18 protein-coding genes are annotated in these 22,371 nt (G+C 37.6%); 17 read left to right on the top strand and 1 reads right to left on the bottom strand.

The window, feature by feature from the left end:
- The first annotated feature begins 85 nt into the window (after positions 1 to 85).
- Positions 86 to 1,195: an alanine racemase gene (gene alr, locus QZR90_RS01905; protein WP_295788158.1), complete on the top strand. Its 1,110-nt coding sequence runs from the start codon at positions 86 to 88 to the stop codon at positions 1,193 to 1,195.
- A 249-nt stretch (positions 1,196 to 1,444) separates the two neighbouring features.
- Here alr and QZR90_RS01910 read toward each other — a convergent pair whose 3' ends face one another.
- On the bottom strand, positions 1,445 to 2,242 hold the full coding sequence (locus QZR90_RS01910; protein ID WP_295788159.1) for an IclR family transcriptional regulator: 798 nt from the start codon (positions 2,240 to 2,242) through the stop codon (positions 1,445 to 1,447).
- A 278-nt stretch (positions 2,243 to 2,520) separates the two neighbouring features.
- On the opposite strand from QZR90_RS01910, the gene QZR90_RS01915 reads away from it, so the two are divergent.
- The 16 genes from QZR90_RS01915 (at position 2,521) to QZR90_RS01990 (ending at position 22,368) form a co-directional block, all read left to right on the top strand.
- The gene (locus tag QZR90_RS01915; protein ID WP_295788160.1) at positions 2,521 to 4,038 is read left to right on the top strand and encodes a UxaA family hydrolase; all 1,518 of its coding nucleotides are present in this window, start codon (positions 2,521 to 2,523) and stop codon (positions 4,036 to 4,038) included.
- 156 nt (positions 4,039 to 4,194) lie between these two features.
- Positions 4,195 to 4,974, top strand: coding sequence for an SDR family oxidoreductase (locus tag QZR90_RS01920; protein WP_295788179.1), 780 nt, complete (start codon positions 4,195 to 4,197; stop codon positions 4,972 to 4,974).
- A gap of 12 nt (positions 4,975 to 4,986) precedes the next feature.
- On the top strand, positions 4,987 to 6,243 hold the full coding sequence (gene fucP / locus QZR90_RS01925; protein ID WP_295788181.1) for an L-fucose:H+ symporter permease: 1,257 nt from the start codon (positions 4,987 to 4,989) through the stop codon (positions 6,241 to 6,243).
- A gap of 151 nt (positions 6,244 to 6,394) precedes the next feature.
- Positions 6,395 to 7,507 (top strand): L-rhamnose mutarotase, encoded by a 1,113-nt coding sequence (locus QZR90_RS01930; RefSeq protein ID WP_295788183.1) that lies wholly within the window; start codon positions 6,395 to 6,397, stop codon positions 7,505 to 7,507.
- A gap of 15 nt (positions 7,508 to 7,522) precedes the next feature.
- Positions 7,523 to 8,419 (top strand): dihydrodipicolinate synthase family protein, encoded by an 897-nt coding sequence (locus QZR90_RS01935; RefSeq protein WP_295788185.1) that lies wholly within the window; start codon positions 7,523 to 7,525, stop codon positions 8,417 to 8,419.
- A gap of 160 nt (positions 8,420 to 8,579) precedes the next feature.
- The gene (fucO, locus tag QZR90_RS01940) at positions 8,580 to 9,731 is read left to right on the top strand and encodes a lactaldehyde reductase (RefSeq protein ID WP_295788186.1); all 1,152 of its coding nucleotides are present in this window, start codon (positions 8,580 to 8,582) and stop codon (positions 9,729 to 9,731) included.
- 1,060 nt (positions 9,732 to 10,791) lie between these two features.
- A complete protein-coding gene (locus QZR90_RS01945; RefSeq protein WP_295788189.1) occupies positions 10,792 to 12,066 on the top strand; it encodes an MFS transporter in 1,275 nt (424 codons plus the stop codon).
- Positions 12,067 to 12,423: 357 nt separating this feature from the next.
- Positions 12,424 to 14,475, top strand: coding sequence for a PTS sugar transporter subunit IIA (locus QZR90_RS01950; RefSeq protein WP_295788191.1), 2,052 nt, complete (start codon positions 12,424 to 12,426; stop codon positions 14,473 to 14,475).
- A gap of 2 nt (positions 14,476 to 14,477) precedes the next feature.
- On the top strand, positions 14,478 to 15,107 hold the full coding sequence (locus QZR90_RS01955) for a bifunctional 4-hydroxy-2-oxoglutarate aldolase/2-dehydro-3-deoxy-phosphogluconate aldolase (protein WP_295788193.1): 630 nt from the start codon (positions 14,478 to 14,480) through the stop codon (positions 15,105 to 15,107).
- Positions 15,107 to 15,565 carry a PTS sugar transporter subunit IIA gene (locus tag QZR90_RS01960; RefSeq protein ID WP_295788195.1) on the top strand — a complete coding sequence of 153 codons (459 nt, stop codon included), beginning with the start codon at positions 15,107 to 15,109 and terminating at the stop codon, positions 15,563 to 15,565. Before QZR90_RS01955 ends, QZR90_RS01960 begins: the two co-directional genes overlap by 1 nt.
- A 67-nt stretch (positions 15,566 to 15,632) precedes the next feature.
- Positions 15,633 to 15,914, top strand: a complete 282-nt coding sequence (locus tag QZR90_RS01965; RefSeq protein WP_295788198.1) for a PTS sugar transporter subunit IIB — start codon at positions 15,633 to 15,635, stop codon at positions 15,912 to 15,914.
- A gap of 86 nt (positions 15,915 to 16,000) precedes the next feature.
- A complete protein-coding gene (locus QZR90_RS01970; RefSeq protein ID WP_295788199.1) occupies positions 16,001 to 17,359 on the top strand; it encodes a PTS galactitol transporter subunit IIC in 1,359 nt (452 codons plus the stop codon).
- Between the two features lie 229 nt (positions 17,360 to 17,588).
- A complete protein-coding gene (dgoD, locus tag QZR90_RS01975) occupies positions 17,589 to 18,737 on the top strand; it encodes a galactonate dehydratase (RefSeq protein WP_295788200.1) in 1,149 nt (382 codons plus the stop codon).
- 473 nt (positions 18,738 to 19,210) lie between these two features.
- Entirely contained in the window at positions 19,211 to 19,495 is a 285-nt protein-coding gene (locus QZR90_RS01980; protein WP_295788201.1) for a hypothetical protein, read from the top strand.
- A gap of 48 nt (positions 19,496 to 19,543) precedes the next feature.
- Positions 19,544 to 20,353: a hypothetical protein gene (locus QZR90_RS01985; RefSeq protein WP_295788202.1), complete on the top strand. Its 810-nt coding sequence runs from the start codon at positions 19,544 to 19,546 to the stop codon at positions 20,351 to 20,353.
- Positions 20,354 to 20,937: 584 nt separating this feature from the next.
- Positions 20,938 to 22,368, top strand: coding sequence for a hypothetical protein (locus tag QZR90_RS01990; protein ID WP_295788203.1), 1,431 nt, complete (start codon positions 20,938 to 20,940; stop codon positions 22,366 to 22,368).
- Positions 22,369 to 22,371: the final 3 nt, after the last annotated feature.

Consider the following 22,371-nt stretch of genomic DNA (forward strand, 5'->3'; position numbering starts at 1 on the left):
GCAGAAGTATAAAAAAAGAGTTGAGTATTTAATCCTTAGAGGTATACAATAGGAAGGTACGAATAGTTTTAATTAGAGGTGACTTATGAGACCGACTCATTTACGAATAGATACGGCAATTTTGCGCGAGAATTTACGGCGTATAAAAGATAGTTTACCTGAGTGGAGCTCTGCAACAGCCGTAATAAAAGCCAATGGTTATGGCCATGGCAGTGTTATGGTAGGTCGTATTGCAGTGGAAGAAGGCTATGAATCTTTGGCAGTAGCCTTTCCTGAGGAAGCCTTGCCGCTTCGTCGGGCAGGCATTAATTTGCCGATTTACTTGCTGGGGATTACTTTACCTCAATCCTATGATTTAATTGTAGAAGGTCAATCGATTCCGGCAGTTTGTGATTCTACTGATTTAGAGGCGTTAGAAGCTTGTGCGGCGCGTCATGATGTGATTATTGAGTGTTGCATTGCTGTTGATACGGGGATGCATCGCATTGGTATTCACCCAGATAGTGCGTTAGACTTTATGGCTAAAATAGAGAGCTTTCCGCATTTGCGTGTAGATGGATTTTTCTCTCATATGGCAAATGCTGATAGTGCGGATAAAACAAGTGCTCATAAACAAACAGAGGCGTTCCGTCATATGGTGGAAATGGTTAGGGCTCATCGAAGCGAGCCATTTCGTTTCTCCATGGCGAATAGCGCAGGGCTACTTGATGTAAAAGATAGCTTGTTCACGGATGCTAGACCTGGCATCATTCAATATGGTATTATGCCATCTCTTGATGTGCCTAATCGCTTGGGATTAAGGCCAGCCTTGAGTTTTCATAGCAAGGTCGTTCATGTGCAACATTTAAAATCCGGTGAACGCATTGGCTATGGCGGAACCTATATGACTAATCGAGTGACTACGGTGGCTACTGTGCCGGTTGGTTATGGTGATGGCTATCCGAGAAGCTTGTCTAATCGTGGGGCCGTATTAATTAATGGATATCGCTGTCCTATTGTGGGGCGCGTTTGCATGGATCAGCTCATGGTGGCTATGCCTGAGGGCGTGTCGGTGCATCCGGGCGACGAAGTAGTGCTCTTGGGGAAACAAGGGGAAGAAAGTATTACAGCCCTTGAAATTGCTACCTTAGTGGGGACTATACCATATGAAATATTCTGTGGATTCTCTGAACGAGTGCCGCGGATTTATGTGTAACTATAGATAGAATGAATAGCAACTTGTAAAATAGGTGCTATAGTGAAATAAGGCCTATAAAAGAATATGAATTAGTAGGAAAATAAAAAAACTACCTCATCATTGATGGGGTAGTTTTTTTATGGAATATTGAGATAGTTTTTGTATATTGAGAGCTTTTTTATATTGAGAGCTTTTTATAGAATAGTTACATAATTAATTTAGAGGGACTTAGTAATTACCCGTTACCAAGCAAGATAATCATTCTATCTAGTAGTTGAAATTTTTAGTAGCCATTAATTTCTCGATGATTGTACCATAGTGACGAAGATTTGTTTTGATTGTATCAATATGCTCAGGAGAGCCATCAAATATAAGGAAACTAATACTTAAGGCGGCTACAATTTTTTTATTTACTCGTAAAGGCCTTGCAATACAACGGGCGTATTTTGTAATTTCTTCTTCTTCATAAGTGAACTCATCCTGTTTATAAGTGAACTCATCCTGTTTATTCTGATGAATGTTTTGATATAGGGCATTTACTGTAGGTAGAGTTTTCTCTGTTAAGCTAGGCAATGGATCAACAAATAATTGGTGTAATTCTGATTCTGTATGGTCCATTAATAGAGATTTTCCTAGTGCCGTTGCATAGGCTGGAAGTCGCTTGCCTACCGATGAAATAAGCTGCAATGGCTTGGGACTTGTCACTTTTTGTAAGTACATAATTTGATTGCCTTCAAGTACACCTAGATGGACTGTTTCTTTGCAATTTGAAGACATAATTTCCATTTGTTCTTTAATTAAGTCTAATGTATCGGCTTGGTGTTCGTAGGTGTTACCGATGATGAAAGCTTGTTTTCCCATTGTGTAAATTAAACTTTCCTCTTCACAAGCTAAATAATTAGTATCTACTAATGTCTTCAATATAGGTGTTAAGGTACTTTTGGGACACTCAAGAATATCGGCTATTTGTGATAATGTTAAGCCATGGCTGCTAGCTACCGCTTCTAATACTTTGATGACCCGTAGCGTTGGCTTGTGTTGGTTGCTAGTATGTATCAATTTCATAAAATCTCCTAATTCGACTGTACGAAAAATATTCATAAATTCGCATATACGTAAATTTGTTATTATTTTAACATAATAAATTGATTATGCCTACTAGTATGTAAAAAGTGCAAAATCTAAGCTGATATTGATATATATATGCAATATTAGCATTACGCATATACGTATCTTGTTGACTTATACGTATGATAAGTATAATATAAGCTCATAAGATGTTCGAAAAGAAAGTTGTTTTACTTATATACGAAACGTTGTACAGTTTAAATGGAGGTGTAAGTATGAAGGGCATTCATGTGGGTGCAATAGATAATGTAGCAACAGCTATACAACCGCTACATAAAGGCGATGTTGTACTTGATGTAACGATTCAAGAAGATATCCCTAAAGGGCATAAGTTTGCTACAGCACAGATTCCTAAGGGGAGTCCAGTTATTAAGTATGATTCACATATTGGTATTGCTGAGGTCGATATTGAGCCAGGTCAATGGGTTCATGTTCATAATATTGAAGGTGAACGAGGCCGTGGTGATGTAGACTCCTTGGTTCGTAATATTGAACAAGATGGCAGCCGCAATAAAGCGGTGGAACATGTGGATACAAAATATTCACTAACAGGCTATCGCAGAGCTGATGGAAGTTTTGGATTTCGCAATCACATCTTAGTTATTCCGAGTGTACACTGTGCTAATAAAGTAGTAGAGCGCATAGCTAATGGCGTTATGTATAGTGATGCAAATCGTCGTGAGGATACTAAGGTAGTATATGTAAGCCACCAGCATGGCTGTAGTGAATTATCCTATGATGCGGATCAAACTACCGATGTTATCGTAGGTACAGCAGCTAATCCTAATGTGTATGCAGTGTTACTTGTAGGCCTTGGTTGTGAAGTAGTACAAGCTGAAGAGACGGCAAAAAAAATAAAAGCGAGAGCACCATATAAACGAGTTGAATTCTTTAATATTCAAGATTGTGGTGGCACTGATAAAAGCATTAAAAAAGGGATGGAATTAGTAAAAGAAATGCTAGCAGAGGCACTTAAAGAAGAGCGAAGTGCAGGGGACTTAACTGATGTAGTCTTAGGCACTGAGTGTGGTGGCAGTGATAGCTTCTCCGGTCTAAGTGCTAATCCGGCCTTAGGTGTTGCATCTGACATTGTAGTAAGCCAAGGTGGGGCCGTTATACTGGCGGAAACAACAGAACTTATTGGGGCAGAGCATATCTTAGCACAACGAGGTATTAATACTGAGGTAAAACAAGCGATTTTAGATACGATTAAAGGCTATGAAAAAGTTGTACTTGACTCTCATGCCGATATTCGTGGTGCCAATCCAAGTCCAGGTAATATTGAAGGCGGACTTAGCAGTATTGAAGAAAAATCCCTAGGATGTATTTATAAAGCAGGTAACTCAGCGGTAGTAGCAGTTAAACCATATGCAGCACCTATTACTGATAAAGGTCTTACATTTATGAATACACCAGGTAATGATATTGAGCAATTGAGTGGTATGGTAGCAGGGGGTTGTAATATTTGTGTATTTACAACAGGTCGTGGTACACCAACGGGTAGCCCGATTACGCCAACCATTAAAATCGCATCTAACACCTATACATTTGAGAATATGAATGATTCCATTGATCTAAATGGTGGCACCATCATAGATGGTAGCAAAACAATTAAAGATGTAGGTGTTGAAATTGTAGAAGCCATCGTTACATATGGTAATGGCGAGATGACTAAGGCTGAACTTAATGAGCAAAATGACTTCTCAATTTGGCGTTTAGCGACGACTGTTTAAGGCATATATCTTAAGGCTTGAATCTCTAAGTTTCGTGAAAATATTTTGTGAATTTAAAAGAAATTTAAAGATAATAGTTTTAAAATAAGGCAATTTGAAATGTAAGTATTTAATTTATGCGGTTGGTTTTAAATAGTACTTTAGGAGGAATGAATTATGGATTTGCAATTAAAAGGGAAAGTTGTATTTGTTACTGGTGGCAGTAAAGGTATTGGTAGTGGGATTACTCTTTCACTAGCTAGAGAAGGCGCTATTCCTGTAATTTTGACTCGTTCTGCTCTTGATGATGAATTTAAAAGTCAATTAGAAGCTATTACTACAGACTATGATTTTTATCAAGTTGACTTAAATGAAACTGATAAAATCAAAGGCATTGTTGATGAAGTAGCTAAACGTCGCGGTAGCATTTATGGCATTGTAAATAATGCCGGAGCTAATGACAATAAAGATTTAGACTCTACTTCCTGGCGTGAATTTGAAGAGAGCCTTCACGGCAATTTAACTCACTATTATGAATTAGTTCATGCGTCCATAGATTATTTACGTGAGTCCAAAGGTTCCATTTTAAATATTGGCTCTAAAACAGCTTTAACTGGCCAAGGTAAAACAAGTGCTTATGCAGCTGCTAAAGGTGCTATTTTAGGTCTTACTCGCGAATGGGCTGCTGCTCTGTTAGATGATGGTGTGCGAAGCAACTGCATTATTGTAAGTGAATGTTGGACCCCATTATATGCGAACTGGATTAAAACTTTCGATGATCCTGAAGCGCGCAAAAAAGTTATTACCGACAAGATTCCATTTGAACGTCGTTTTACTAGCGTAGAAGAAATTGCTGATACGGCTGTATTTGTTCTTTCTCCAAAATCTTCTCATACTACAGGACAATGGATTTATGTTGATGGTGGTTATGTTCATTTAGATCGTGCCTTAAGCTAGGAGGTAGCACATATGAAGGATGCTAATGTAGCTAATAAATTAGTTACTAGTAGAAATATAAAAATTGCATTTTGGCTAGTAACATCACTTTTCTTCCTCTGGGGTTTTAGTTATGGTCTATTGGACGTAATGAATAAGAACTTCCAAAACCACTTAGGTATTACTAAAGCTGTATCCGGCCTATTGCAGGCAGCTTATTTCGGCGGATACTTTGTTATTGCGATTCCAGCCTCTATGATTGCCACTAAGTTTGGTTATAAAGGCGGGATTATTATGGGGCTTGCTCTCTATGCGATAGGGGCACTATTGATTATTCCGGCAAGTAATGCGCAAAGTTTCAATTTATTCTTGCTAGCCTTCTTTATTATTGCCTGTGGTTTAGGTAGTTTGGAAACCAATGCCAATCCATATATTACTAAACTTGGTAGTGATGATGATGCGGCGTTTCGCATTAACATGGCACAAAGTTTCAATGGTGTAGGCCAGTTCTTAGGACCTATCGTTGGTGGTGCCTTATTCCTATCTTTATCGCATGGTGACGTGGATCAAAACATGTCTAATGTGCAAATGGTTTATGTAGGTATTGCTGTAGTTGTACTGGCTGTATTAGTTCTCTTTGTTCTTGCAAAAATGCCAGAAGGTTCAGAAGTAAGCGAAGCATCTGGAGATAAGGCTGTTGCCGTTGCAGATGGAGACACAGGTTCTTATAGTACTTTATTTAAATATCGCCACTTCCGTTTAGGCGTTGTTGCTGAATTCTTATATATTGCAGCACAAGTAGGTGCAGGGGCATTCTTTATTAACTATTGCGTAGAGCATTGGCATGGTTTGGGAGACCATGAAGCGGCCTACTTCTTTAGTATCGCCTTAGTAGCATTCTTAATTGGCCGTGTAGTAACAACTCCAATTATGAAGAAAGTTAAGAGTAATGTTATTTTATCTGTTTACTCTTTGATTAATGCAGGTATTATGATTGTGTTACAATTTGTTCACGATTTACCAGCTGTTATTGTTTTATGGTTATCCTTCTTCTTTATGTCCATTAGTTTCCCAACAATTTTTGCCCTATCTGTTGTGAAAATTCCGGAAAACTGTGTAAAGAAAGCATCTAGCTTATTGATTATGAGTATCGTAGGTGGTGCATTTATGCCATTCTTCATGGGTTATATTGCTGACCATTGGGGAACAGGCGCGAGCTTCTTGCTCTTAACACCTTGCTTCTTGTATGTAGCGTGGTATGGACTAAAAGGGGTTCACCAAGGTGAGTAATTAGGATGAATCATATTTGATTCACTAGTAAAGGGGAACACCGAGTCGTATACCTCGGTGTGTCCCCTTATTCTATAAGTGGCTAACGAACTCTTGCTACATGAGCTCTACTTAGGTAGTGCTTATTGGTGAGGGAAAGGAGTTATAGCATATGTTAGAAATTGTGGATTCCCATTTTCATATTTGGGACTTAGATGTATTACATTTGCCTTGGCTAAATTCTTGCAAAGGGGTCATTAAACGCAGTTTTTCGATGGATGACCTAGTAAAAGAATATGCTAAGGTAGGTGTTGACTTTAAAGGTGGCATCTATGTTGAAGTAGATTGCGACAATGCGATTAAAGAAGATGAATATATTTTTAATTTAAATAGTCCATATATTTTAGCGAAAACTATGCGCGTACGCAATTTGAGTGGTCATGTACGTTTGCCTTCAGGCATTGTGGGTGTACGGGAACCACTTCATATTGATACATCCCCACGTGGGCGTTGTTTAGAGCGCAGTTTTATTGAAGGCCTTGAAGTCTTGGCAGAAAAAGGATTGATCTTTGAAAGTTGCAACCGCGTAGAGGAATTACTCGATATCTATCAAGCGGCAGCTGAAGTGCCAAGCTTAAAATTAGTAGTCAATCATTGCGGTAATGTGTCAGAATTGACGCCGGCCTATAAAGAGGCTATGACAAAGCTTGCTAGCTTGCCTAATGTGTACTGCAAGGTGTCTGGTTTTGCAACGGAAGATAAAGTATTTGTTAAAGAGCTTTTAGATTTTATCAGTGGAACTTTTGACCATGGTAAGTTGCTTTATGCATCAAATTATCCAGTGGTTGAATTGTATTCATCGTTTGAAGACCATTTGAATACAGTACGCGAATACTTCGGTGATGATCCTGATATTTTCTCAAAAAACACTAAAAAGCTATACAAACTTAATACGCCTCAAGTATTTGCTAGTGTTATTAAATTGCGTCCTGAAAAAGCTGAATATTATAAGGAACTTCATGCGAATCCATTTTCTAGTGTTAATAAAATGATTCGAGAGTGCGGCATTACTAAGTACCAGATTTTTAATCGTGATGATTTGCTGTTTTCTATTATGGTCTATGAAGGCGATGACTTTGCATATGATATGGCTAAAATGGCTAATGATCCAGAAACACAGCGCTGGTGGCGCGAAACAGATCCATGTCAAACAAGAATTGAAGGGGCTTACAAAGATGAGTGGTGGGCTTCCATGGATCTAGTGTATGATTTAAATAAAAAGTAAAAGGGAGTTAGAATAATGAAAGCTAAATATATATGTCCTATCTTGACTTCTATGAATCAAGATGAGTCAGTTAATTACGAGGAAATGCATGCCTTTTATGACCGTTTAATCGCTGATGGATTAGATGGCGTGTTAGTAGGTGGCAGTGCAGGTGAATTTTATGCCTTTTCATATGATGAAATAAAAGAATTTATTTTAGATGCCATTTCGTATACCAAAGGGAAATGGGAAATTATAGCCGGTACTGGGCGCATGGTTAAAGCTGAGACAATTCAATTGTCTAATGAGGTATTAGCTGCTGGTGCTGATGCGGTTATTATTGTAGGACCTTATTATAGTGCTTGTAATGAACAAGATGTACTAGCTTATTATGATGAAGTATTAAGTGCAATCAATGGGCCGGTATACTTGTACAATTATGGTGATCGCACCGGTTATGATGTAAGTGCTGAAATGTTGCTTTCCTTACGTGAAAAACATGATAATTTGGTAGGGGTAAAAGATACGCATCCAGTGCTTCGCCATACACAGCGTTATATTCAAATTGTGAAAGCTAAATTCCCTGATTTTAAAGTGTTCACAGGTTATGATAATAACTGTATTCCATCGGTAATTTCTGGCGGTGATGGTTGTATTGGAGCTCTTTCTAATGTTGATGCACCTATGTGTGCTAAGGTTGTTAAAGCGTTAGATTCAGAAAACCTAAGTGAACTTAAAGAATTGCAACGTCAGATTGATGCGTATTTTGCATTCTATGAAGTTCATACGCCATTTAATCCTGTTATGAAATGGGCTTTAAAAGAAAAAGGCTATCCAATGCAAGAGACATGCAGAGTGCCAATTAAGCCATTAACCGAGGCGGAGAAAAAAGCATTAGAGCCTGTGGCCAATGCATTATGGCGTGGTAAATAGTAGCTTTAAAGGAACTAAGAGTCTAAAAGAAAACATTAACTAGGCAGGGAAATGACGGGCTCAAGTCGAATACTTTATGTATGATGTAAGGGATACTACAAACGGTAATTTATCCAGGTGGTATAGTAAATTTGTGTTACGCAATAGGAGGCATAGCATTATGGTAAACCGTATGATTTTAAACGAAACATCTTATTTTGGTTTTGGTGCCATTCAAAAGATTGTAGGTGAGTTAAAAGCCAATAATTTGAAAAAAGTTCTTGTTACAACTGATAAGGATTTGATTAAATTTGGTGTAGCAACTAAAGTAACAGACTTACTTGATGAAGCTGGTGTAGCTTATGAAATTTTTGACGAACTAAAAGCAAATCCAACGATTAAAAACGTACAAGATGGCGTAGCTGCTTGTAAAAAGGCTGAAGCTGATTGCATCGTGGCTATCGGTGGTGGTAGTACTATTGATACAAGTAAAGCCATTGCAATTATCATGACAAATCCAGAATTTGCCGATGTACGTAGTCTTGAAGGGGTAGCAGACACTAAAAATAAATGCTTGCCAATTATTGCGGTAACTACTACTTCGGGTACAGCCGCAGAAGTAACAATTAACTATGTTATTACAGATGAAGAAAAGCATCGTAAGTTTGTATGTGCTGATCCTCATGATATTCCAATTGTAGCTATCGTTGACCCAGATATGTCTATGGGTATGCCTCGTGGCCTTTGTGCAGCTACTGGCATGGATGCATTAGTACATGCTGTAGAAGGCTTTATTACTAAAGGTGCCTGGGAAATGACAGACATGCTTCATTTGAAAGCGATTGAAATTATTTCTCGCTCCTTACGAGCTGCCGTAGAGGGAGACCCTAAGGCACGTGAACAAATGGCATTAGGTCAATATATTGCAGGCATGGGCTTCTCTAATGTAGGCCTTGGTATCGTTCACTCTATGGCGCATCCATTGAGTGCTTTATATGACATTCCTCATGGCAAAGCTTGCGCTATGATGTTGACGGCAGTACTTAAATTCAATGCGCCAGAAACTGGTGAAAAATATCGTGACTTAGCAAGAGCTATGGGAGTTAAAAATGTGGATGGTATGAGCAAAGAAGAATATCAAAAAGCAGCTATTGAAGCCATTCAACAATTGGCTGATGATGTGGATATTCCTAAGAGCTTACTTGAAGCAGGCGTAAAAGAAGAAGACATTCAATTCTTAGCTGAATCTGCAGCTAAAGATGCTTGTACACCTGGTAACCCTCGCGAAGTAACACAAGCTGAAATTGAAGGTATTTACCGTTCTATTTTATAAGATCTGTGTAATAGTTTTAGATAATTACACAATAATGAGAGCCCCTCGGGGCTCTCATTTAATTTTGTCTAAATTTTTATTACTTCGAGGTAAGTTATAAAATTAAAGGAAGTAAAAGTGTAAAAACTAAAATGTAAATAGAAATGAAAACAAAAAGAATGCAAAAGAAAATAAAGAATAAAGCAAAAATAAAACAAAAATGGAGTTAAATTCGGAAACAAAAAGAGACTGTGACGATTACAGCTTATATCGTCACAGTCTCTTTTTCAGTATTGTGAGGAAGGATTAACATGGCAAGTTAATTATCACAATAGAGTATATAAAATTTTTCTCAACAAAATTAGAGGAGAGTTTTTAATGTGCCCTAGGCTCCTATTGTAAGGTGGTGATACTAGGATTTGAAACGCTATCGTTAGGAATTTTTTGGCGATTTATGTAATGTAGTTAATTAGTATTAGCATGTTCAATCAACTATAAAATGTCTAACGTAACGGGCATGTGTCAAATACATTTTTACGTTAGACCAAAGAAGCCGTTCTATATTAATGAGCCTAACGTGTTAGTACATTAAAAACTCTCTTTGTAAGATTATTATAGCATATGTAATAAGAGAGTCAATTGTGAAGGGACTAAAATACATTACAGTTAAACAAAATGAAGAAAAGTAGTAAAAGAATACTAAGAAACTCTTTGTAAAAGTATATTTTAAGCGTATATTTTAAGAGCATATTAAGCGCATATATTAAACGGATGTTAAGGTGGTGGAGGACCGGAAGGTGGGAGGTCATATAACAGATATTAAGGGACTATAAGAGTATATAAGAAATGTTACATGGAGTTTACATCGAAAGCATGACTTTCAATTTTATATACTTTTTGAGAATAAACTTTCATAACTAAAAGCTATAAATCAAGTAAAACAAGGGCAATTACAAATTATCAATAAAATTAATAACAACCTTCGTCTTTTACTGTTTTACAGATTCAATTCCTATAGATATAATTAGCCACTGTAACAAGGTTTTATTAATAATATTTTATTGAGGAGATGTTATTAGCTATGGAGGCTAAAAAGGAAAAGCTTTGGACATTGCCGTTTATGCTTGATACGGTAATCAATTTGTTGGTGTTTTTGATTTATTATTTATTAATTGTAATTATTGCCGTCGTTGCAAAAGATACATTACATGCTACGTCTAGTCAGGCAGGTCTTGCCGTAGGGATTTATATTATTGGTACTGTAGTGGCGCGTATATTTGCAGGGCGTTTTGTTACCACCTTAGGCAGTCGTAAAGTGCTATATGCAGGACTTTTTATTTATCTTATATCCACAGCACTATATTTTTATATGCCTAATTTGATCGTGCTTGATACAGTTCGCTTTATTAATGGTTTTGCCTATGGTATTACTTCTACAGCGACAAGTACTATTGTAGCCAGTGTTATTCCTAAGTCTCGCCGTGGTGAAGGGATTAATTACTATGGCTTAAGTACAAGCTTAGCCGCTGCTATTGGGCCATTTTTAGGAATTTTCTTATTATCTACTACAAGCTTCAACTTTATTATTGGCCTTTGCGTTGTTTTAGTGGCACTTTGTGTAGTTGGTGCCTTTATGATGAAATACGATGAACCAGTATTTAGTGATGTAGTAATTAAAGAAGAATCGGGTCGTAAAATTTCCGATTATCTTGAACCACGCGTTAATTCCATTACCCTTGTTTCTATTTTAGTTGGTTTTTCTTATTCCGGTATTTTGGGCTTTATGGCTTCCTATACTCGTGAAATTGATATGGTGCAAGCTGGCACTTGGTTCTTCGTTGTGTATGCGGTGATTATTACATTAACTCGTCCATCTTTGGGACTCTTGTTTGACCGTAAAGGGGAAAACTATGTGCTTTACCCTTGCTTTATTTCACTAGCAATTGGCATTTTATTATTAGCCTATGCGACCGCAAGTTGGATGATTTTACTTTCAGCTTTATTTGTAGGTCTTGGTTATGGTACATATATGTCTAATGGTCAAGCTGTGGTTGTCAAAATGGTGCCATTCCATCGCATTGGGATTGCTACTTCCACGTATTTCATTGCCTTAGATTTAGGTCTTGGTTTTGGTCCTTATGCATTGGGCGGTATTAAAGAGCTAATTGGATTTACTAATATGTTCTTATTAACCGCGGCCATTGCTATCGTGGCATTTATATGCTATCACTTCTTATATGGTCGCTTGATTGGCACACCAAATGATCCAGCTCTTAAGGCGCAAAAAGAAGAAATGGAAATTCGCAATCAACAAGGTGAATTTGTTCCAGATATGGAAGTGTCCTCAGCGCATTAAGAAGCGCATTAAGTTTCTCATTAATTTGACATCGCGTGTGAACATTCATTGATTCTAGTCGCATTTATAATCATTTGTTAGCGTTGAGGAATTTGCGACAGAAATAAAAATAGAAAATTAGAATAAATAATTAAGTAAAAAATAAGAAGTCCTATTTACGGCTTTAGATGGCAACAGAAAACTGTATGTTAATCCTGAAAGAAGCCGTAGATAGGGCTTCTTTTCTTAATGATAATAAAAAATTTCACAGCCCTTGTAAGAGATTGTTCTTCTTTTATGAGGGCTATTTGTTTATTATAAAGACAAGGATATAAAAAGTGACATATAATTATGCGATTTAATCATAAAGGAGGGGCTATGAACCATAGACAAGTTCAAATACTGCAACGTATTTTAGTAGACCCACAATTTTATACGATTAAAAAGTTGGCTACCTTGATGGGGCGGACGGAACGCACTGTATATAATGATTTGCTTGAAATTAACGATTTCTTGACTTCCTATCAATTGGAACCTATCGAGCTTAGTGAAGATAAAAATATTTCGTTAGAGCAACGAGAGATTTTAGACAATTTTTTAAAAAATCAATTGAGCTATAAGGATTATGAATTAACTAGTGATGAGCGATTAGTCTTAGTGTTTTGGTCCCTTTTGGTGACGCCAGAAATTACTATAGACCGGCTAGCAGAAATCCTTTCTGTATCGCGCTCTACCTTGTTAAAAGATTTAAAAGTTTTACGGCAAAAATTAGAACCTTTTGAGATAGCTGTAGTATCTAAATCAGGTAAGGGCATTGCTGTTGAAGGTGATGAACTAGCCATACGAAAGGCTTTCTTTAATGCGTATAAGGAGCACCTATTTATTTCCCGGCTATTTATTCGTGATTGTTTGCCATTACTTCGAAGCGAAATATTGGAGCTAAGTCATCAAGTATATATCCATGTGGTAAATCTTATGATGGCGCAAAAATTTTTCTTTACAGAAGAATCGCTAGAAGCTTTGAGACAATATATTCTACTCATTGCCTATCGCGGGTCGGTGAATTCCGTGCCACTCACTACAGCGCAGGAAAAGCAGTCTAAAGTTCGTTACGATATGGCGAAAGCCATTTTAAAGGTCATAGAAAAAGATGGTTTAGTTTTAGAAGTACAACTGTTAGCGTACTTCTTAAATAGCTTGTATGTTGTACGAGACCGCAAGCCGGAATTTTCTTATTTGTCCATACAGTTTTTAGTTACTATTTTCTTAGAAAAAGTATCCGATATATTGGGTTACAATCTTATAAAAGATCGTGATTTAATTGCTAATCTGAGCAATCATATGACAGATATTGTAGAACATGGCGTGCCAGCCAATCTAGAAAATTCGTCCATTCGTATCTATATGGAAAAGAACATGGACATTATTGAAAAGATTAAGTCTGCTGTGAGTATATTTGAAAATTATTTAGGACGTAGCCTTAGTGATTTAGAAGTAGCGTACATGGCTTTACATGTATCAGCAGCCATTGAAAAGCTAACAACTTTAAGCGCTGATGTAAGAGCCTTGCTAGTCTGCAACAGCGGAATTGGGACAGTTCAACTATTAAAGGCGAAGCTGCTTCGCCAATATAAGATGAAGATTGTAGATACGATCCAAGTCTTTGAGCTCTATGAGTATGATTTGACGAATGTGGATTGTGTTATTGCTACAGTGCCGCTTCCTAGTTGGTTAGATAAGGAGCATATTACAGTCAGTGTAAATCTACCAAAAGGTGATTTTGATAAGATATCTGATTTGCTGCGCAAGGTAACGGCCAATCACATGGGCTTTAGACATGTGGCAGACAATCAGAAGCTAAAGAAACTACTTCATGAGCTAAGTGAAGCCACTAAAGAATACCCAGGCCTCTATGAGGCTATTGAAGTACCGGCTTTAACGTATTGGGAGCAGGTAGAAAATAAGAAAAAACGCTTAGTGTCAGACTTCATGGATGTGAATTGCATTGATTTAGCCAGTGAAGCAGACAATTGGCAAGAGGCGATTCAAAAAAGTTCAGATTTATTGCTTAAAGAAGGCTATGTAGATGTAACCTTTGCACATAATGCTGTTAAATCAGTCAATCTCTATGGTCCTTATATTGTAATCGGCCCAGGGATTGCCTTCCCTCATGGGGGCTTTGAACAAGGGGCTTTGAAAACAGGATTTTCCTTGTTGCGATTGGCTAAACCAGTGCCCGTTGAAGATGGCGGCGAGTGCGATATTTTCATCGGCCTTAGTGCCGCTGATAGCAGCAGCCACTTGAACGCATTGTATTCCTTGATGGAATTAGTAAGCAATGAAGAATATTTACAGAAAATACGCCAAGCAAAGACCGCTGAAGAGGCGTTACAAATAACTCGCTGGTATGAAACTCATGAGGAGGTATAAGGATGAAAGTACAAGATTTGAGTCCAGTCACTGTCATTTTAAGAGGCTACGGCTATGATGTAGTGCGCAATGTGTGCGAGGCAATTTTGCCTTCAAAATATATTAAGAACATAGAAATTACTATGAATACAGAAGGTGCCATTGAGTGCATAGAAAAGATTTGTGCTCAGTATGGTAATCGCCTCAATGTGGGCGCTGGTACAGTGACTACCTTAGAACAGGCCAAAGCGAGCATTGAAGCAGGCGCTCAGTTCTTATTGGCTCCAGTAGTGCTCAGCAAAGAGATTATAGACTATGCTAAATCTAAAGGCGTTGTCACTGTTAGTGGGGCCTATTCGCCAACAGAAATTTGGCAAGCCCTTCAAAATGGCTCTGATGTAATCAAGGTATTTCCTATATCTAATGTGTGCGACACATATTTTAAAGATGTAAAAGCACCATTAGGAGAGTTTCCGCTCATGGCTGTAGGTGGTGTAAAGCTTAGCAATGCAAAAGAATTACTACAGCGCGGCGCTAGTCACTTAGGATTAGGTGGAGTATTCTCCAAAGATGTATTAAAAGCAAATGATTTAGAGGCGATGAAAAAAGAAGCACTCGCTTTTGATCAAGTTGTTGAGGAGGCTTTAAAATAATGAGTTCAAAAATGTATGACAAAAGCTGTGTATTCTTAAATGTGGAAGCGAATAGCAATGAAGAAGCGGTTCGCTGGTTAGCAGAGCAGTTATATGAACAAGGTCGTGTAAAAGAAGGGTATTTAACTCGTATTATTGAACGCGAAGCAGAATATCCAACAGGCCTTCTCTGTGGAGCTATTAATGTAGCAGTTCCTCATACCGAGGTTGAGTTGGTTAATCAGAAGACTTTAGGCATTGCTGTGTTAAAGAAGCCAGTACAGTTTCATCGCATGGATGCACCAGAAGAATTAGTTGATGTAAGCGTACTCTTTATGTTTGCTTTAACTGAGGCTCATGCTCATGTGGAAATGCTTCAAAAAGTATTCGAGTTTATCCAAGGGGAAGGCAATTTGGAAGCCTTAACTAAGGCAGATACCTTAGAAGCAGCTTTACAAGTATTAGATGAGAAACTGTAGGCGTCTTAGGCTTTATAGTTTATAAAAATAATTTAAAATAAATGTTTTTTACGAGGAGGAATTTATTATGAAACGTGTATTAATCGCTTGTGGTAATGGTATTGCAACTTCTACTATGGTAGCTATGAAAGTTAGAGAAGCGCTAAAAGAAAAAGGCATCGAAGTAAAAGTTGAACAATGTAAATTATTAGAAGTGCCAGCTAAAGGTGCTGATTACGATGTAGTTGTGACAACTGGTCGCTATGACAATACGACTAATTTGCAAACTCCAATTGTGTCTGGCATGGCATTCTTAACAGGCATTAATAAAGCGGCTACAGTTGATGAAATTGTAAAAGCATTAGGTTAAATAGTGTATGAGGCGACCGCGAGTTAGGTCGTGGTTGCCTTTCGTTAAGCTTCTTGAAGAAGCTATTTTTATAGGAGGGTAATGTAATGCAATTCTTATATGATGCGTTTCAGGCGTTATTAAAAGCGGGCGCCTTTGTCATGTTGCCTGTAATTATTACTGTTGTTGGTCTTTGCTTAGGTATGAAAATCACCCGTGCATTCCGCTCTGGTTTGACTGTAGGGATTGGCTTTGTTGGTATTAAATTAGTTATCGACATGCTGGCAGCTAATATTGGACCAGCGTCAAAAGCGATGGTAGAAAACTTTGGCTTACAGCTTGATATTATTGACGTAGGTTGGGGCGCGATTGCGTCTGTTACATGGGCGTCACCAATTATTCCATTATTAATTTTAACGATTTTCCTTGTAAACGTAGTGCTCTTATCTTTAAAAGCCACCGATACATTAGACGTAGATATTTGGAATTATCATCATATGGCTATCGTAGGTGTACTAGTTTACTTTGTAACTAATAATATTTTCGTAGCTGTTGCATCTGCAGCTGTTATGGCGTTTATTACTTTTAAATTATCCGACTGGACATCACCTTTGGTAGAACGCTTCTTTGGTATTCCAAATGTGTCCTTGCCAACTATGTCCTTCTTGTCTTCTGTAGTGATTGCATATCCTATGAATTGGATCTTAGATCGAATTCCTGGGGTTAACAAAATTAGCATGGACCTTAACAAGGCTCAAAAATATTTAGGTATTTTTGGTGAATCCACTATGTTAGGCTTCATCCTTGGTTGTATTATTGGTGGTTTAGCTAAATACAGCGTGGGTGCTGCTTTCAACTTAGGTGTTCACATGGCCGCTGTTATGGTATTGATTCCTAAGATGACATCACTCTTCGTAGAAGGCTTAATGCCAATCTCTGAAGCAGCTACTGAGTTTACATCTAAACGCTTTAAAAACCGCAAGTTCTTAATCGGTCTTGATGCGGCCGTAGTTGTTGGCGATAGCCGTGTTATTACTACAGCCCTTGTATTGATTCCTTTGACAATTTTAATGGCTGCGATTTTACCTGGTAACCGCGTAATGCCATTCGCTGATTTAGCAGTTATTACATTCCGTATTGCCCTTGTGGTAGCTATTGCTCGCGGCAATGTGTTCAGAAGTATTTTAATGGGTTTAGTTGTTATGGCCGCTATCTTATATGCAGGAACATTAACATCTCCAGTACTTACTGCTGTAGCAACACAAACAGGACTTGATTTTAAAGGCCAAATGATTTCATCCTTCGCGTCTGTAAGTATGACTTTGAGCTTCTTAATCTATCAAGTATTCGTTAATAATTTGATGATTACAGTGCCAATTTTAGTTGTAGTACTTGGCGTTATTTACTACTTTGCTCAAAAAGCGTATAGAAAAGCTATTGCTGCTAACGAACAAGGTGAAATGTAATACATCTAGTTTCATATGATATTGTTTTGATACGGTACTACTTTGATACTGTAACTGTTCCAATAGTATGACTAATTGAATATAATAGGTGCTTAACAAAATAACTACTTTGGTGTAAAACTGTCTTAATGTAATGACTACTTTGGTGAAATAAGTATCTTAAGAAGCACGATTCATAAGGCTATAGTTACAGTATCAACTAAATAGGAATTAAGGAGGAGGTAATAAAATGAAGATTTCAAATATAGAATTATTTCAGGTAAAACCTAGATGGATTTTTGTGCGAGTAACAACTGATGAAGGTATTACTGGCTGGGGTGAAATGATCTCTGGTACTAAAACAGAAACAGTAATTGCTGGTGCCTATGAATGGGGCAATCGCATCTTACTAGGGCAAGATCCATTTGATATTGAGCGCTTATGGCAAAAGCTACATCGCTCTTTCTTCCGTGGTGGTCCTATTAGCGGTACTATTGTATCTGGCTTTGAAATGGCCCTATGGGATATTAAAGGTAAAGCTTTAGGTGTACCAGTATGGCAATTACTTGGCGGTAAAGCACGAGATCGCATTAAAGTATATTCCTGGATTGGCGGTGACCGCCCATCTGATGTAGTGGCTCAAGCACAAGATCGCGTAGATAAGGGCTTTGACTCCATTAAAATGAATGCGACAGAAGAGCTTCATTATATTGATAGCTTAGAAAAAGTGAATGCTGTGGTAGAACGCGTGGCATCTCTTCGCGAAGAATTTGGTAACAAATTAAATATTGGCGTAGACTTCCATGGTCGCGTACATAAAGCGATGGCAAAAGTATTAGCGCGCGCATTAGAACCATATCGTCCGATGTTCCTTGAAGAAGTAGTACTTCCTGAAAATGAAGAATCCTTCAAGGAGATTGCTAATCACACTTGTACGCCATTAGCAACAGGTGAGCGTCTTTACACTCGTTGGGCGTATAAAAACATTTTCCGCGATAATGTAATTGATATTATTCAACCAGATGTAGCTATGGTGGGTGGCATTTTAGAAACTCGTAAAATTGCTGCTATGGCAGAAGCCTATGATATTGCAGTAGCACCACATGCTCCATATGGACCGATTGCATTGGCAGCTACATTACAAGTGGACGTGTGTACTCCAAATGTGTTTATCCAAGAACAATCCTTGGGCATTCACTACAACAAAGGCTTTGACCTCTTAGACTTTGTTGATAATAAGGAAATATTCTACTATAAAGATGGCTATGTGGCGATTCCAGAAGGCCCAGGTCTTGGTATTAAACTCAATGAAGAATTCATTGAAGAACATGGCAAGGCAGCTATCAATTGGACCAATCCGCAGTGGGAAAACTACGATGGCACTGCTACTGAATGGTAATAGAAATAAAATAAGTGCAAAAACAACTTGGCTCTTGAGAAAGGGCCAAGTTGTTTTTGTAATAAAATCTTTTTCACTCAGACATCCCTCTGTCTAAGTCCTTATATATAATGTACTCAAGAAGTCAAGAGTGGCTTCAAGGATTTTTCATTTTTTCCTCCTTTGAAATATACAAAAGGCCCTTCACATACATATGAATCGTATGTGGAGGGCTTTTTGTATAGGGCATGTATCAGCTTGCGATGGAATTTTAGATGGTTGACATAACCTCTTAAATGATGGGGAGTTAGTGATTTTTATTTTAATGTGACATACCTATGTCTGATTGCTTTGCTATGCTACAACTATACAGGTACAAACCTACAGGTACAAGCCTACAGGAAAAAATATAAATGTAGCTATACAATTATCAGTCTGCGAATATGACTAGATATGTGCCACATCATTAGCACAACTAGATTAGGAGGGGTAGGATGAATGAAATAAATAGTTTGGCAGATGAAAAAATTAAGAAAGTATCGTTGTGTAAATTTTCTTTAAATTGGAAAGGGGCTTGTTTCATTAAGGATCCAACGCAAGGACCATTAAGGCCTCTTGTAGATTTGACAGAGTCGGTAATTATTCTATGGATGTTTCTATTTGGCTTTATAGCATTAGGGATAGGTTGGCTGCTAAATTATTGGCAAGTGCAAACAATTGCAGGCATTTTAGTACTGTTTTTAGGGCTTGTTTCTCCTATAGTTGGTTATTTTGTTTAATTGATATTTAAGCCCCATAGTACATGGACATTTGGCGTGTATTTTTTCTTGGCTGTATTAACAATGTATTTGGGTGCTACAGTGATTCGCCTGCCGCCGATGATATTACTTATTGCGATGTTTGTAGCAGGCACATTCAGTGTTTGGGCCTTACTCGTCTCTGAGTGTATAGAACAAAAGCCATATATATTTGAAGGCATAGGGCTTTTTGTAGCGCTTTTGTTGCTATTGGTATCGTATGTTACACCTATTTCTGATATTAGCTTAGCGCCTTTAGGAGATATTAACCTGGCACCTCTGTTGAAGCTATTTGTTAACATTGGTATCTTAACTCTTTTCTTTGGCTTATTAATTCGGCAATTTGTAAGAATTCGCATAGATACATTGGGGCGAGTTAGACGAAGTGCATTGGCTATTGTTCTGCATTGTTTAGATGTTGATGAGCTTAGTGTTGCGTCTAATACTGAAGCTAATAGTAGTGGTGTAGCTAATAATAACAACGAGGAGATTAATGGTAATGGGACTATAAATTGCCATGATGATATTGAGGGGCTAGCCCGATACAGTATTGCTAAATATGGGGTGCATTTAGATGCCCTTTCTAATAATTGGGAAGAAATAGAGGATTCAGGCAGGCGCATTTTGATGGGAAAAAGTTCCTATGAAGAGACTGTAGCTTTAGCTAATCCTAACATAAGTAAAAAGGTTGATGCTTTATTAAATGACGAGTTTATAGCCTCTCAATTATATAAATCGGCTCGATTATCTATGATTCGTTTAGTCGTGCCTTTATATGTTATTTTTACAGGGCTTTTCTTCAGCGTGTTGCGCTTAGTCGTGTCGGTTGTATTCCGTTAAGGAGTATTTGTAATTAGTAATTGGTGACCTCAAAATTTTATTGATTAAAGAATATTTGTAGTAGGGAATATTGTATATAAAGATATCGTGCAATTAATTAAGTCTTAGATCATTTTTCTTTGCTTTGTAATGATTAGTGTATGACAAAATTTATGGGCGTAAGGCTTAGTTTTAATCTTACTTTGGCGCTTTTTAGAGCTGATTTTGAATTGTTAAAATGATATAATGAACATAAGATGAATTTACGAACGTGAAGCATAAACCCGTGCAAAATTGAAAGAGTGTATAAGTAAGGCACTTTGCTATACCAAAGCGTATAAATTAAAATTGAGCGTATATACAATTTGATTTAACATTTAATGGGATTTAGCGTGAAAAGTATTTAATACGCAATGGAATTTAGCATAAAAGAGATTTAACACTCAACGGAATTTAGCGTAAAAGAGATTTAACACTCAACGGGATTTAGTGTGAAAAGTGTTTAATACTCAATGGGATTTAGTATTAAAGAAGTTTAGCATTAAAGAAATTTAACAGTAATAGGTATTTAATATATTGTATTATCGCTAAGGGAGTCGATGATATTGCGTATAGAAAAAGACCAGGTTATTAAACAAGTAATTAATTTAGACAATGGCCAAGCTATAGTTCCCTCTCAATTGGTTATTAATAGGGCCGATGATGTGACTTTAGAGCATTCGAGTATAGCACATAAATTGTCTAGCCTTGAAGAACGTGTTAATCATATAGACTCAGTGTCTCCAGAATTTAAGCAAATGTATCGACGCTTTGTGAGGGATATGCTTAATAATGGTGTAGATAAAAAACTAGGCATGATCGCGGTGGATTCGTCTGATGAGGTAGACTGGAATGCTGATGACTATATGGCACAAATCGCGCAGGTAAGTGCTAATCCTTTGCGCGCTCTCGGCGGCTCATTGCCAACGCTTACCCTGTCAATAGGAGATATAACGCTGATTGATAGTATGTTAGCTAAGAGACTTGTTAGACTCTGTGAGCGTATGAATGTGTTAAATCAGAAGGGGTTGTTCGAGAAAGCTCAAAGATTCGAGCCTTTAGTTGCTAAATATAAAAAAGTGCAAGGTGTTTTGAAGCAAGAAGTACCCAATATGGGAGACGGTATAGCGCATAATACTGTGCCAGGTGCTATCAACATGAGTCGCGTAGCTATGAGTACGTCTTTAAAAGAGACTCATATGGCTGGTATGAAAATGGCTAGTGGTACCGCTCAATATATTATCATCGTACGTGGCCTATTCGAGATAATTCATATGGTGTTAACGAGAAATGTATCCAAGGAGCGGATTAAAGAATTAGGTAAGACCATATGTACAGCCAGTGGTGATGCTTATTTAAAGGGCATTAGCATTGACGTATTTAGGAATTATTTAAACAATTCCTCTCATTTGATTGCAAGGCAGTTAGGGCGCACTAGTATACCATCGTTATTAGTACTTTATGCAAATTCAATTATTGCTATTAGCCGGGAATTAATTGATGGCGAGATTGATGTAGAACAGTTTACTACTAAAATGACTAAAATTTTCTCGGAAATGTCATTATCTAGTGCTGGTATTACTATTGGCCAAGTAGTGATTCCTATTCCCGTAGTTGGGGGGATTATAGGTGGCATGGTGGCCTACACATTGAATCAAACCTATTTTGACTCATTACTTAGTTTATTGCAGTCTAAAGTTGAATCAGATGTAGAATTAGTAAAAGAACGAGACCGTATACAACAGAAAATTACTGAATTGAGGAAAGTTAGAAAGGACTTCGAAGCGAAGTTCGAGGCACAGTATACTCGATGTCGAGAATTTTTTGATAAAAAACTTGATGAAGTGGAATATGGCATTTTAAATAATGATCGTGAGTCAGTTATACTAGCGCTTAATGATATTACATTAGCGCATGGTGGACATATTGTTGAAAAGAGTACTGCAGACTTAGAGAGTCTTATTAGGGCGGGGAAGAAAACACGTTTTACATTATGAGGT

It is taken from the genome of uncultured Veillonella sp. (assembly GCF_900545795.1).
Taxonomy (GTDB): Bacteria; Bacillota; Negativicutes; order Veillonellales; family Veillonellaceae; genus Veillonella_A.